The organism is Candidatus Chryseobacterium colombiense (assembly GCA_029203185.1).
GTDB classification, from domain to species: Bacteria; Bacteroidota; Bacteroidia; order Flavobacteriales; family Weeksellaceae; genus Chryseobacterium; species Chryseobacterium colombiense.
The window spans coordinates 2,025,911-2,039,159 of sequence record CP119310.1; the positions used below are offsets into that span (position 1 = coordinate 2,025,911).

The 13,249-nt window shown below is 31.2% G+C and carries 13 protein-coding genes; all 13 read right to left on the reverse strand.

Going from position 1 to position 13,249, the window contains the following annotated elements; translation table 11 throughout:
• Positions 1-45: 45 nt before the first annotated feature.
• Complete coding sequence (locus P0Y62_08995; GenBank protein ID WEK71690.1) at positions 46-417, reverse strand: septal ring lytic transglycosylase RlpA family protein; 372 nt, start codon at positions 415-417, stop codon at positions 46-48.
• Between the two features lie 328 nt (positions 418-745).
• Complete coding sequence (gene rimO, locus P0Y62_09000) at positions 746-2,047, reverse strand: 30S ribosomal protein S12 methylthiotransferase RimO (GenBank protein ID WEK71691.1); 1,302 nt, start codon at positions 2,045-2,047, stop codon at positions 746-748.
• A gap of 128 nt (positions 2,048-2,175) precedes the next feature.
• On the reverse strand, positions 2,176-3,564 hold the full coding sequence (locus P0Y62_09005) for an exopolysaccharide biosynthesis polyprenyl glycosylphosphotransferase (GenBank protein ID WEK71692.1): 1,389 nt from the start codon (positions 3,562-3,564) through the stop codon (positions 2,176-2,178).
• A 93-nt stretch (positions 3,565-3,657) separates the two neighbouring features.
• Positions 3,658-4,203: a dTDP-4-dehydrorhamnose 3,5-epimerase gene (gene rfbC, locus P0Y62_09010; protein ID WEK71693.1), complete on the reverse strand. Its 546-nt coding sequence runs from the start codon at positions 4,201-4,203 to the stop codon at positions 3,658-3,660.
• Between the two features lie 83 nt (positions 4,204-4,286).
• Positions 4,287-5,384 (reverse strand): glycosyltransferase, encoded by a 1,098-nt coding sequence (locus tag P0Y62_09015; GenBank protein ID WEK71694.1) that lies wholly within the window; start codon positions 5,382-5,384, stop codon positions 4,287-4,289.
• A 48-nt stretch (positions 5,385-5,432) separates the two neighbouring features.
• Positions 5,433-6,698 (reverse strand): hypothetical protein, encoded by a 1,266-nt coding sequence (locus tag P0Y62_09020; GenBank protein ID WEK71695.1) that lies wholly within the window; start codon positions 6,696-6,698, stop codon positions 5,433-5,435.
• A 50-nt stretch (positions 6,699-6,748) separates the two neighbouring features.
• Positions 6,749-7,486 carry a glycosyltransferase gene (locus P0Y62_09025; GenBank protein ID WEK71696.1) on the reverse strand — a complete coding sequence of 246 codons (738 nt, stop codon included), beginning with the start codon at positions 7,484-7,486 and terminating at the stop codon, positions 6,749-6,751.
• Entirely contained in the window at positions 7,483-8,631 is a 1,149-nt protein-coding gene (locus P0Y62_09030; GenBank protein WEK71697.1) for a glycosyltransferase family 4 protein, read from the reverse strand. Before P0Y62_09030 ends, P0Y62_09025 begins: the two co-directional genes overlap by 4 nt.
• A 24-nt stretch (positions 8,632-8,655) precedes the next feature.
• A complete protein-coding gene (locus P0Y62_09035) occupies positions 8,656-9,741 on the reverse strand; it encodes an EpsG family protein (GenBank protein ID WEK71698.1) in 1,086 nt (361 codons plus the stop codon).
• 208 nt (positions 9,742-9,949) lie between these two features.
• Positions 9,950-10,864: a glycosyltransferase family 2 protein gene (locus P0Y62_09040; GenBank protein ID WEK71699.1), complete on the reverse strand. Its 915-nt coding sequence runs from the start codon at positions 10,862-10,864 to the stop codon at positions 9,950-9,952.
• Positions 10,861-12,003, reverse strand: coding sequence for a GDP-mannose 4,6-dehydratase (locus tag P0Y62_09045; protein ID WEK71700.1), 1,143 nt, complete (start codon positions 12,001-12,003; stop codon positions 10,861-10,863). Before P0Y62_09045 ends, P0Y62_09040 begins: the two co-directional genes overlap by 4 nt.
• Positions 12,000-12,581, reverse strand: a complete 582-nt coding sequence (locus P0Y62_09050) for an acyltransferase (protein ID WEK71701.1) — start codon at positions 12,579-12,581, stop codon at positions 12,000-12,002. The genes P0Y62_09045 and P0Y62_09050 overlap by 4 nt, the downstream gene beginning before the upstream one ends.
• Entirely contained in the window at positions 12,581-13,153 is a 573-nt protein-coding gene (locus P0Y62_09055) for a CatB-related O-acetyltransferase (GenBank protein WEK71702.1), read from the reverse strand. The genes P0Y62_09050 and P0Y62_09055 overlap by 1 nt, the downstream gene beginning before the upstream one ends.
• Between the last annotated feature and the right edge of the window lie 96 nt (positions 13,154-13,249).

A 13,249-nucleotide genomic window follows, 5' to 3' on the forward strand; every position in this document is an offset into this window, starting at 1 on the left:
AAAAGCCAACTGAATTCAGTTGGCTTTACTTTTAAAATCATAAGTTTAATCGACAATTTCATATTCAACCGGAATCGTACCGTGATTGGTATTTCCGATCTCATCGAACGCGGCTTTAGACATATCTAATGCTCTTGATGAATGGTAAGGTCCTCTATCATTTACTTTTACGATTACTGACTTTCCATTGTCCAAATTGGTGACCTTAATGTTCGTCCCAAATGGAAGCGTTCTGTTTGCTGCTGTGAATTTTGAATTATCAAATACTTCACCGCTAGCTGTTTTTCTACCATTAAATTTATCGTGGTAGTACGATGCATAACTTGTTTTTTTCGCATCTGTGGTATTACTCGTAAAAGAGAAAATACCAAAGGTTGAAATCATCATTATGATTACGAGAATGAATCTTTTCATCATTTTGAATATTTTGGGGGTTTATGACGGAGCAAAAGTAACAGGATAATCTATACACACCTATTCAAAATGTTAAAATTAGTTAATAAAAAGTTAATAAAATATTAATTTAATCTATAACTCCCTATTTTCAGGCACTTTAAGCCATAGTGTTAAAAAATGTTAAAAAAAAGAGCAAAAAGTTAATTTAATTAACTCGCTACAGCATAATTCATTTCCTTTAATTTGAAAAACCCTTTAATAATCAATAATTTAAAGCATTTTAAAACATATTATAATTAATAAAAAAACCAATGAAATAATCACTGGTCTATTTTATATTCATTTTATTCTATACAAGTTCTCCGTACAGATCAAACTCTTCAGCTGAGGTAATTTTTACATTGGCGAATTCCCCGATAGAGATATAGGTATCTTCTGCAGATACTAAAACGGTATTATCTACATCCGGAGAATCATATTCTGTTCTCCCGATAAAATAGTTACCTTCTTTCCTGTCAAAGACACATTTAAAAGTCTTTCCGATTTTCTCCTGATTCTTTTCCCAGGAAATCTGAGACTGAAGCTCCATAATCTCCTCTACTCTGGCTTCTTTTACTTCCTGTGGAATATCATCTTCCAAAACGTAAGCTGTAGTGTTTTCTTCATGCGAATAAGTAAAGCAGCCTAATCGGTCAAATTTCTGTTCTCTTACCCAGTTTTTAAGCTCCTGAAATCTTTCTTGTGTTTCTCCGGGATACCCTACAATAAGCGTAGTTCTGATGGCCATATCAGGAACCTTCTCTCTGAACTTAGCCAATAAAGCATCCGTTTTTTCATGAGTTGTTCCTCTTTTCATCGATTTAAGAAGATCGGAATTGATATGCTGTAAGGGAATATCAATATAGTTACAAACCTTAGGCTCTTCTCTGATAATATCTAATACATCTTCCGGGAATCCACTTGGAAATGCATAATGTAATCTGATCCATTCGATTCCTTCAACCTTTACCAATTCTTTCAGAAGATCTCCCAAAGCTCTCTTTTTATAAATATCTAATCCGTAGTACGTAAGATCCTGAGCAATAAGGATTAATTCTTTGGTTCCTTTTTTGGCAAGTTTAGCTGCTTCATTTACTAATTTCTCAATCGGAGTAGAAACATGTCCTCCTCTCATCAATGGAATAGCACAAAACGAACAAGGTCTGTCACAACCTTCTGATATTTTAAGGTAAGCATAGTGTTTTGGAGTAGTCGTCAATCTTTCTCCTACTAATTCATGCTTATAATCTGCTCCCAAATGTTTCAAAAGAATAGGAAGATCTCTGGTTCCGAAATATTGATCTACATCAGGTATTTCTTTTATCAAATCTGGTTTGTATCTTTCGGAAAGACATCCAGTTACGAAAACTTTCTCAACCTCTCCTCTGTTTTTTGCATCTACATAATCTAAAATAGTATTGATAGATTCTTCCTTGGCATTATCGATAAATCCACAGGTATTAATCACTACAATATCTCCTTTATCCTCATGTACCACTTCTTTACCATTGGCTTTAAGCTGGCTCATTAGAACTTCAGAATCGTACACGTTTTTGGAGCATCCCAATGTGACTACATTAATTTTCTTTTTACCTACAGATTTTGTTCGCATCTTTCTATTTTTCAGGGTGCAAAGATACAAAATATTAAAAAGGATAAATTAAAAAAATAAAACCACCTTAAAAAAGTGGTTTTTAGTATTCTGTTGAATCTTTTCAGTCCAATATTCCGGATTTCTAATCAATAAGCCTGCTCATCTCCTTTTACTATATTATATAAGGTAAGAAAAATGATTTTAATATCCAGGAAAAAAGACCAGTTCTGAATATACCAAATGTCTTTTTCAATACGCTTTTCCATATCTCTGTGAGAAAATATTTCTCCTCTGGAACCCATTACTTGTGCCCACCCCGTAATTCCGGGTTTTACAATATGGCGGGTCATATATTTTTTAGTGATCTTTGAATATGTTTCCGTCTGTGACAACATATGCGGCCTCGGACCGACAATCGACATATCACCAAGAAAAACATTAATAAACTGCGGCAATTCGTCTATACTCGTTTTTCTCATAAATGCCCCAAATTTTGTTACTCTTGCATCATTCTTTTTAGTCGTTTCCAAATCTGCATTTTCATTTGCCGTCATACTTCTGAATTTAATACAATCAAAGGGTTCATTATTCAACCCTGATCTTTTCTGCTTGAAAAATACAGATTCGTTACTCTCGAGTTTTATAATTAAAGCAATAACAGGAATAAGCCAAGACAGAATAAATACGATGACAAAGAAAGAAAAGACAATATCAAATGTTCTTTTCAGTATTTGTTTTTTGGGATTTGCTAATGGCTCTCTTATTAGTTTTAAGAAAGGAATCTCGTGAACGACATCATAATAATGCGGTCCAAGATTCAGATATTTAAAATCAGGAACCATATAAATTCTGATCATTTTATGTTCAGCAACCTCAACAATCTGTTTGTATAATTCAACTTCAATCTTACTATCGCAAAAAATAATATTATTAATTTTAGAATTTTCTAAATCTTCAAATAGTTTATCTATTCTCCCTAAATATTTATTTTTAGTTTCTGTTTCTCCAGCAGTATAAGTACCTCTTATTCCCATAGAATTCCTCAGATCATGATTTGATAACAAGGAGGTCGACAATTTATTCTCTCCAACAAGCACTGTATTCAAAGAATAGAATTTTCGCCCAATTTTAATTCTATTTTTTTTTCTATATAAAAACAAAACAAATCTTGTAAGTGTCATAAAGAAACCAATTAATAGAAAATAAAGGATTACATTTCTATAATTAATTTTTACTGGCAGAATAAGACAAAAGTATATTGCCGAAAATAAGGCTAGTAAAATAAAAGATTTTGTCAATGCGTTAAAATGCAGCGAAGATTCTTTTATTTTAAGACATTTATATGGTTTAGTCATTGTTGTAATAACAAACCAAGAAATATTTAAAAGAATAAATTGAGTAATATAGCTTTGAACCAAATCTCCTTTATCTGAGTTTAAAACATATAATTTCCCCAGAATCAAAAAAAGATTGATAATAATATAATCCCCAATTAGAAAGATTTTGGGTAAATGTTTAAAAAAATAAACTAGCATAATCCGATTATGATTCTTCTAACTTTTAAAGTTGCTGCATATTCAACGTAAATTAAAAATTGGGTTATTAATTCTTATTCAGTTTCGAATATATTAAAAATTTTTCAAAGAAAACACAGGTTGAACTTTATCTTTTTCTGAAAGAATAATATCTTCAAATGGTAACTGCCAATCAATACTTAAATCAGTATCATTCCAAAGAACACCACCTTCGGATTCTTTATCATAAAAATTATCACATTTATAAGAGAACACTGCTGTTTCGCTCAAAACAGAAAAACCATGCCCAAATCCTCTAGGAACATATAATTGTAATTTATTTTCGGCAGTCAATTCAAGCGAAAACCATTTTCCAAACGTGGGAGAATCTTCACGTAAATCTACTGCAACATCAAGAACTTTTCCCTCCAGGCAAGAGACTAATTTAGCTTGAGCTTTGTCTCCCTTCTGTAAATGTAGTCCTCTAAGAACACCATAACTGGATTTTGAAATATTATCTTGTACAAAATGACCATTCATTCCTGTAATCTCATTAAATTTTTGCTCGTTGAATTTTTCGTAAAAATATCCTCTGTCATCTTCAAAAACAGTGGGTTCTATAATATAGCAATCTTTAAGTGAAGTAGATTTTATTTTCATAATTTTATCATCATTCTTTGTTGATCCAATACCATTAATTTTAAAATAAGCACAAATATAAAAAATAGTTGAGTAAGTAATTGTTATTTTATTATTCCTTTATAAATGTTAATAAGCTTCAAAAAATTATTTTTTTTATTGTATTCCTTAAATACTTTTTGATATGAATTATTTCCCATTTCAATTCTTTTTTTTTCATCAAAAAAATACTTAATTTTTTTTATCCCTTCGTCAATTGTATCATAAACAAAACCATTATAATTATTGTCTACTGTATCTTTATTTCCTATGACATTACTTACCACCAGGGGTTTTCTCATTGCCATGGCTTCTAAAATTGCGATGGGTAATCCTTCCCATAACGAAACTTGTAAATAAAGATCTAATGAATTGATTTTTTGTAAAAGTTCCTCTCTTGTTCTGACCCAGCCGGTTACAGTTATGTTTTCCGCAGTAATTTCATCAATAAGCTCCCCGTTTCCAATCCATACGAAATTGACATCAGGCATTTTTAAGGCAATTTCATTAAAGGCCTTTGGATTTTTCTGAGGAGTCAGCCTGCCAATCGTTCCTATGGTTAAAGAAGAATTTACCTGAGGAGAGAATATTTTTTCTGGCAGATCAAAATCGACCCCATTTCTTACCAATACAGACTTACCTATTTTTTTTGACAATTCAAATTCCGTATTTCCAGAAGCTACAGTAGTTCCACCAAATAATAAAGGCATGGCACATTCTATAAATTTGAAAAATAAAACTTTAGCTTTTGAAATATTTTGCTGAACAAAAGAATATCCGTGTGGTGAATAATAAACATTATTTTTTGATACCAGTCCCAAACACGCAACCCTTCCGATAACACATGCTTTGGCAGAATGAAGATGAATAATATCAGGTTTTATCTTTTTTAAGATCTTCCTTGTCTTTTGAATAACGATTGTATCTTTCTTCAGATTTATGGAACGCTGCATATCTATCTCATAGAGAAAAACATCAGAATGAATTTCTTTATGAAATAATTCTTTATCAAGCTCTACACGATTTGGGCTATAAATTAAATGAATCTCACAATTAATATCAGATTGATGCGTTGCTAAGAAGTTACTCAAATCCTTCACATAAGTATAGACCCCTCCCCCAAAAGCTTCTACAAATTGAACGATCTTAATTTTATTTTCCAAAACCAATAACAATTTTATTAATACCTAATCAAATGACATCATTCAAAACTATTTTGAAATCATCACATAATACAACGTCTTGGGACTCATCTCTGCAATAGTAATTGTAGCCCCTTCTTTGCTTACTTTAACACTCTGTTTTTCATAAAAAACTATATTTTCTAAAGGTAACTCTTTTGTTTCAGGAATCTTATATACCTTCAATTCTAAGGTTTTAACATTTTTATGTAAGCTTGATAAATTTTTCAGATTAATTTTAGTATTAACAACCTTATTACCACTATTGTTATTGATTAAAATATATTCTCCGCTATTATCATAAGATGCAAATGCAGAAACATGTTCATAATTAGAAGTAAACTTCACCCTGTTCTTAATACTTTGATTATATAGCTTATAAGCCCACCAAACCGATCTGGGCTTCCCGTCTTTATTCAGTAATCCATTCATGGAATTATTACAATTAAAAACACCGTTGCTTTCGGCCCAACAGCCTTTACAGGCACCATCTATACCATTGCTCTCCAAATACCTGAATACTTCAAGTATTTCTGAGGGAGAGAATTGAGAATACTGATTAATGATTTCACCTAAAACGATTTTCTTAATTCCCACCTTGGAATATTTAGGCAAAATGATCTCTTTCAATTTTTTAATATCTTTCGAGAAATCTTTTAAATAATCCTGATCTCTCCATTCATGCCAGGACAAAACATCTACTCTTATATTATTTTTGTTACAAAAGTTTAAAAAACCCTCTATTTCCTTTTCATCATATCGATCAAAAGATGGTCCGGTTAGTAAAGCCTTTTCTCCTCCCGGTAAAGATCTGATTATATCATGAGCCTTTTTAAAAATCTGATAATATTCTTCCGTGTCAAAATCACCAAAACCTTCCTGATGAAAAGGTTCATTCCAGATATCATAGATGACCGTATTTTTAAATTTTTGGTATTCGGCTGTTATGATATTTTTTAACCTATCTGTATACAAAGGATGAGGCCATTCTTTATTATTTTTTTTGCCTGGATATGCATAAATATCTGACAAAACCAAAATAGGAGTAATATTAAAGCTCCTTAGATAACTGATATCTGAGACCGATTTATAAGACCAGCCGACTCTCCAATATTTGGGTTGTAATGCAATAATATTGTTTTGAAGTGCTCTAATATCATCATAATGTAAAAAACCGGACATTGAGTGAATAGTACCCGCCTTTTTAAGAAAATCAATTTCTAAACTTACAGAATCTTTTATTCTCTGGCTTCTGGCTATATGAAAAGAAAAAAAAGAAATGATTATAAAAATCATTTTATATTTCTTAGAAATAGAATTTGATCTCATATATACTTTATATAGGATTATTTTTGTATACCCAATTTATAAGGAATACCAACTTTTAGCAGTTCCATAAATGTAAGCCATCTTTTATAAAATTTCATATGAAGAGGTCTATCACTTCTGGTTAGCAAACTTCCCAATTGAGTTACTGTATTATTTGATCTCCTATAAAGAAGATAAGGTTTTTCAATAAATTTTACTTTTCCTACAACTTCTGCAACTAATCCCAGCCATAAGTCAATAGCAACTTCTTTATTTTTAGGAAATGGCATAGAATAGTTTAAAACTCTTCTATTAAATGCCATACAGCACCCATAATAAGTACTGCAAATTAAGTTTTTAAAAACTCCTGTTCCTGAATTATATATACTAAAAAAAGAAGAATTAGTTACATTTAAAAATTCATCTGTAACCATAGAGTTTGTTACTACTAAATCGTTGACTTTCAAACTTTCTAAAACAGCAGTGTATTTTCCTGGTAACCAAACATCGTCCTGATCAGATATAAAAATAACATCTCCGAGAGCCTCTTTTAATGCATTTTGAAAATTAGGTGTATAACCTTTTTCACCTTTGTTAATTAAAATTTTTATCCTATGATCTTTAATATTTTTTATAATTTCCAATGTACTATCAATAGAACCGTCATCGGAAACAATGATTTCATCATTGTTTCCGATTTGCTCCAAGATTGAAGTAATTTGCTCTAATATAAACTTCTCACCGTTATAAGTCGCCAGACATACACTTACTTTCATTTCTTTATTATTTTTGTAAATGCATCCATAAATTGATTTGCCGAACTTGCCCAACTTTTTTCTCCTCCAAAATATACTTTCTCTATATTCCGGGACATTTCGTCTAATACGCCTTTATTCTTGTAAAGCTCCCATACAGCATTATAAATGGCATCAGAACTTTTGGGCTCAATTATCAATCCTGTTTTCTTATCTTCCACCATCTCCGGCAGTCCTCCTACATTAGTTGCAATCACAGGTTTCTTAAACGCATAAGCAGACATAATCACCCCGCTTTGGGTAGCATCTGTATAGGGACAAACGACTACCGAAGCCTGAGAAATAAGATCCGCTAAATTTTCAGGATAAATATACTCATTCAGGATATTTATTTGCGGGTATTGTTTATAAACTTCAATATTAAAATCAAAATTTCCACTTCCTGCAATAGTGAGTGTCATATCTGCATCAGGCTGAAGGTCTATCATCTTCACAAAAGCATCTAATAAAAATCTGATTCCTTTATAAGGTGATATTCTACCAAAAAATAACAGATTAAACCCAGAAGGAGGAGAAGAATTATTCGTTTTACAATATCTTAAATAATCATATACACTTAAAAAAGAAGTATAAATATTATCGGGATTATAGTTATAGTGCTGTATAAAATCTTTTTTTTGATTTTTGTTTAATAGTATTTTGTTATCTATAAGACTAAACTGCAGGCTTCGTAACATACGGTCCATCATAAAGTTTTCACCTGAATGTAAAAACGGATCATGTACAATGAGCAACATTTTCTTACGGTATGATAATGTTGAAAAAAAATAGGTAAGCATGTAATTATCTATAATAATCACATCAGGATTTATTTTTTTTAAATATAGATTTATTTTATATGAGATATAAAGCTTTTTAAGAATATTTACAGTACGTGTTCCCTTTATGACATAGGTCTTATCAAGATCTATAAGTTCATGGAAACGGGAGAGTTCATCAACTTCCGTCCCTTTCGAAATATTTTCTTTTAATTTTTCTTTGTTTAAAAAATTATATACTTCGTGAAGTGCTTCTGTAAAGAAATATACATCATTTTTTTTCCTGAGTGCATGAATCAAAGAAATATTGGCATCTAAAGCAAATGTAGATAAAAAAGCAACCTTCATTGTGAAATTTTCCGTTTATACTATTTATTTCTTTGGAGCAAGAATCTTATCTATATGTTTATTAAAAATAAAATAAGCTCTACTGATCGTAGGTTTATCCCATAAGATATTTTCATATTTTCTAATAATAAAATTATTAGCCTTATACATCTTCAAAATCCCAAATAATAACAATACAAAAGTAAAGATAATTTTTACCACCCGATTGAGTACAACATATAAATAAGGATACAATATCCAATAACAAACTACAAAAAGGGTTGTCATTCTGTCAATCAGAACGGAATATTCGGATAAAAACAAGTAGGTTGTCGTAAATATAAAGAACAGATTGAAAAAAATATTAAGCAATTTTTCATCTTTTATATATTCTCCTATTTTATCATAAGATTTATAAAATATGATAAAGGTTAAGAACTTTTCCAGGTATCCTATTGTAATTCCATATCCATAGCTATACATACTGCTTTTTGAATACGCTTCTGCCATGATAGCATAAAATCCTCCAAAAAAATTCCCAATTGCAATAACTATCGGTGTGATAAATTTAATCTGTCCCAAATACAACACATTTCCCAGTATAAAAGTCCCCCAAACAAATGCAGGAGCGAACTTTTTATGCAGAAAAAAGTAAAGAGGAAAATAAAAAATCGCAGAGGAATGGAAAAGCAATCCTATTCCATTACATATAAAATATTTAAAAGCATTTCTTTCTTTAATAAACTGTAAAGAATAGATAAAAAGAAAGATTGCTTTTGAATTTCTAATCAGATTGATTTCTATAACCAAACCTGAAAATATCAAAAACATTATGAAACCCAGTATATACTGAGGAGAATATTTCTTAAAAAAATAATTGAGAAATAGTACATCTATAAAAGAAGAAACGATTTGCAGTGAAAAATAGCTTTTATTAATACTCTTAAGAAGAACCAATACCACTTTAAAACCCGGTTCCACTTTCAAAAGAAAATCTTCACCTCCTGAGAAAAAATTAGAAAGCCCGCGAAAGTCAGAAAGAGTAGGTGCTGTTTCATATAATGGATAATAAACAGCAAAATCTGTATCAATATACCCTCTAAATCCAAAAAAAATAAAAAATATCAACATACCTAAGTATCTGATTATTTTTATATCTCCGTCACTATTTCTTAATTTATTTTCCCAAAGAAAAAGAACAAAATAAATCAAAAAAAGAATAATATATGGGATTGAATATGTAAAACTAAAAGTAGGCTCCATGAATTATCACATTTTCAGATATTTTGTTAATTGCAAATATAAATAAATGATTAACAATCAACTCTCTATAATTAATTTAAAAACTAGTCTTCTTTTTTGATAATCTATTATCTATATACAAATTCAGTCCTTCCTTATAAGCTTTCAAAGCGACCAGCCATTGATGCCGGGAATATCTGAAATACAATATAATTAAAATGTAGAAAAAATTGTACACTACAACATATGTCGCATAAAAAGAATGATAATTTTTAAGTGCGAAATAAATTAAATTCCGCCAAAGAAATCTTACTGAAAAATCGCTCATTTTTCCGGTTGAGGTAGATTCATTATGCTGAATAATTGAATCCGATATATACCATAGTTTTTTCTTCTTGTTCAGAGCCCTGTATACAAAATCGGTATCGTCAAAATACACAAAATAGTTCTCATCCATCATTCCTACACTATCAAACACTTCTTTTTTTATGAGCATAAAACAAGTCGGCGCATAGGTTACCTGCTTATCCAGATTAAACTGTCCGTTGTCTTCCTCTTCCTGCCCATATTGTACCGTAATTCCATTGCGTTTATTATAACCTCCCCCTACTGCCCAGATTGTATTGGTACCATAAAAATATATTTTCGGAACTGCCATATCTGCATTATGCTCATGTAGACCTGTCAGCAATTTTATAAGGGCTTCATTTTCAATTGCAATATCATTATTAGATAATAATATTAAATCACATTGATCTTCAATAGCTCTTCCTATGCCTATATTATTTCCTTTAGCAACGCCATAGTTTGCATTATTCTTAATAATTACAGTTTCAAACTCATAATTTGATGCTAATTTTTCACTTAACAACAAAGAGTTGTCCGGAGAAAGATTATCGACTACATACAAAACAAAATTGGTATAAGTCTGCGTATTTAGGGTCTCAAAAAACTCTTCAAGAACAGATTCACTATTATATAAAACGGTAACTATACCTATTTTTTCACTCATTTATACAAGCCTTTGTTTTTCATCTCCTCAATAGATACTTCATATTTATCCTCAGGAATTTGCTGTTTATTAACCCAACTTGTAAAAGCTTCTATTCCTTTTTCAAAACTCCATTGTGGCTCAAAACCTAATTCTTTCTTAATTTTGGATATGTCTGCAAAATTATGTCTTATATCTCCTAATCTATAATTTCCGGAAATCTGTATTGGGACTTGCTGTTGATAGAATTTAGATAAGGTTTCGGCAACCATTACCACATCCGTTGCAACACCAGTTCCTACATTATATACTTCACCATTGGCCTCTTCTTTTTCCAGTCCTAGAATAGTGGCTTCTGCAACATCATCTATAAAAACAAAATCTCTTGTTTCTTTACCATCTTCAAAGATATTGATTGCATTTCCGTTTTTAATTCGGGTAGAAAAAATAGATAGTATTCCTGTATATGGGTTCGACAAAGACTGTCCGGGACCATACACGTTTTGATATCGATAGGCAACGGCTGCAATTTTTAAAGATTTACATACCGCTAAAACCAGCTGCTCTTGATTTTGTTTAGTAATACCATAAACAGAGGTTGGATGAATTTTACTATCTTCTGTAGTAGGGAGTATTTCAACAGTTTGGTGGCATATAGGACATTTACATAAAAAATCTCCTTTTGCCATATCCTGATCTAATCTTTCGACCGGATATACAGTCCCATGCTCTTGACATTTATATTTACCCTCTCCGTATATCGCCCGGGAAGAAGCAATAATAACTTTTTTCACTTGATGAGAGGTATTCGCAAGTATATCGAGCATACGAGCCGTTCCTCCTATATTTACTTCAGTATATTTTTGAATTTCATACATCGACTGCCCGGTTCCTGTTTCCGCCGCCAAATGAATGATTGCATTCTGATCTTTAACAGCGTTCATCCAGTCATCTATTAATGTGACAGAACCTTTTATAAATCTGACTTTATCAAATATACTTTTGTAAAGAGGTGAAGTGATTTCGGGATTATCACCATGAATCTGTGGTGACAGATTATCTAAAACCGTCACGTTCCATCCTCTTTCTATAAGTTTCAATGCTATATTTGAACCTATAAAACCTGCCCCTCCCGTAATTAATATATTTTTTTTCATCATTCAATAAAATTGCCTTTAGCATCTGTCTTTAACCATGCCTGTTTTTCAAATGAATAACGCTTTATAATTTTTGCCGGCGCGCCTGCCGCAATACAATAATCAGGAATATCTTTTGTAACAACAGAATTTGCTCCTACAATACTGTTTTTACCTACACTCGCTCCGGAAATGCAAACATTTTCCCCGATCCATGAACCCTCCCTTATGATAACATCAGAAAGCTGAACAATTGCCTGCTCAATCACAGGACGGTTAATATCCTTATATCCGTGCTGATTATCCGAAATATAAACTCTGTCTGCAATAAGCACGGACTTTTCAATGATAATACTTTTGGTACAATAAATGTGAGAAGAATTTCCTATATAGGTATTGTCCCCTATTTCCAATTTACAATTATCATAACCAGTTAAAGGATTAGCAGCTAACCATGCGAATTTACCAACAGAAACATTTTTACCTATAAATATATTTTTAGGCTTTTCTATCCGAATACAATTTTTGACCGAAGATCTATATCCAAAAGCTCCGAATTTCATTTTATTTAGTGGATATAATACTAAATTATAGTAAATCATTACAGCAATGGATTAAGGTTAATCAATTTTTTTATGTCACATAGGTTTTCAGAATTCAGCTGTATCCATTCATGGCTTTTATCCCACCATTTTAATTTTAACAAATAATCAATTTCTTCCTGCAGAAACCTATATTTTACCAATTTACCGGGTGAGCCTACAACAATTGCGTATGATTCTACATCAGATGTGACAACAGTGTTTGCTCCGATTATGGCTCCATCCCCGATTTTAACTCCATTAAGTATAATTGCATTTGCTCCAATCCATACATCGTTACCAATCATGACATTTTTTTTATATTCAAAAATATCTTCTTTAGAAAAATTCTTCAAAAGATTAGATGGGTTAGAATAGATGGAAGGATGTGTACTGGCAAATGTATGGGTAGGATGTTTTCCCGGTGCTATTCTGACATTGGGTCCTATGGAACAAAATTTTCCTATTTTAGTTTCACAGATTACCGAACTCTCGGCAATGTATGAGAAATCATCAATGGAAGAATTTATGATAATTACATTATTCCCAATCCAATTGTATTTTCCGAAAACAACATTAATTAATTTAGACATATATCCCAGTCTAAGGTACTCATACTTAGATTGGTATTTTATTTTCGTAACCAACCATTTCAAATAATTAGAAAAGGGATTTTGTAAATAAGATCT

What these genes read in the sequence shown, in the direction of transcription:
- P0Y62_09005 (WEK71692.1), bottom strand. Translation starts at nt 3,564, where the DNA reads ATGCTAGTTTATTTTTTTAAACATTTACCCAAAATCTTTCTAATTGGG.
- P0Y62_09055 (WEK71702.1), bottom strand. Translation starts at nt 13,153, where the DNA reads ATGTCTAAATTAATTAATGTTGTTTTCGGAAAATACAATTGGATTGGG.
- P0Y62_09030 (WEK71697.1), bottom strand. Translation starts at nt 8,631, where the DNA reads ATGAAGGTTGCTTTTTTATCTACATTTGCTTTAGATGCCAATATTTCT.
- P0Y62_09035 (WEK71698.1), bottom strand. Translation starts at nt 9,741, where the DNA reads ATGTTGATATTTTTTATTTTTTTTGGATTTAGAGGGTATATTGATACA.
- rfbC (WEK71693.1), bottom strand. Translation starts at nt 4,203, where the DNA reads ATGAAAATAAAATCTACTTCACTTAAAGATTGCTATATTATAGAACCC.
- P0Y62_08995 (WEK71690.1), bottom strand. Translation starts at nt 417, where the DNA reads ATGATGAAAAGATTCATTCTCGTAATCATAATGATGATTTCAACCTTT.
- P0Y62_09045 (WEK71700.1), bottom strand. Translation starts at nt 12,003, where the DNA reads ATGATGAAAAAAAATATATTAATTACGGGAGGGGCAGGTTTTATAGGT.
- P0Y62_09020 (WEK71695.1), bottom strand. Translation starts at nt 6,698, where the DNA reads ATGATTTTTATAATCATTTCTTTTTTTTCTTTTCATATAGCCAGAAGC.
- rimO (WEK71691.1), bottom strand. Translation starts at nt 2,047, where the DNA reads ATGCGAACAAAATCTGTAGGTAAAAAGAAAATTAATGTAGTCACATTG.
- P0Y62_09025 (WEK71696.1), bottom strand. Translation starts at nt 7,486, where the DNA reads ATGAAAGTAAGTGTATGTCTGGCGACTTATAACGGTGAGAAGTTTATA.
- P0Y62_09040 (WEK71699.1), bottom strand. Translation starts at nt 10,864, where the DNA reads ATGAGTGAAAAAATAGGTATAGTTACCGTTTTATATAATAGTGAATCT.
- P0Y62_09050 (WEK71701.1), bottom strand. Translation starts at nt 12,581, where the DNA reads ATGATTTACTATAATTTAGTATTATATCCACTAAATAAAATGAAATTC.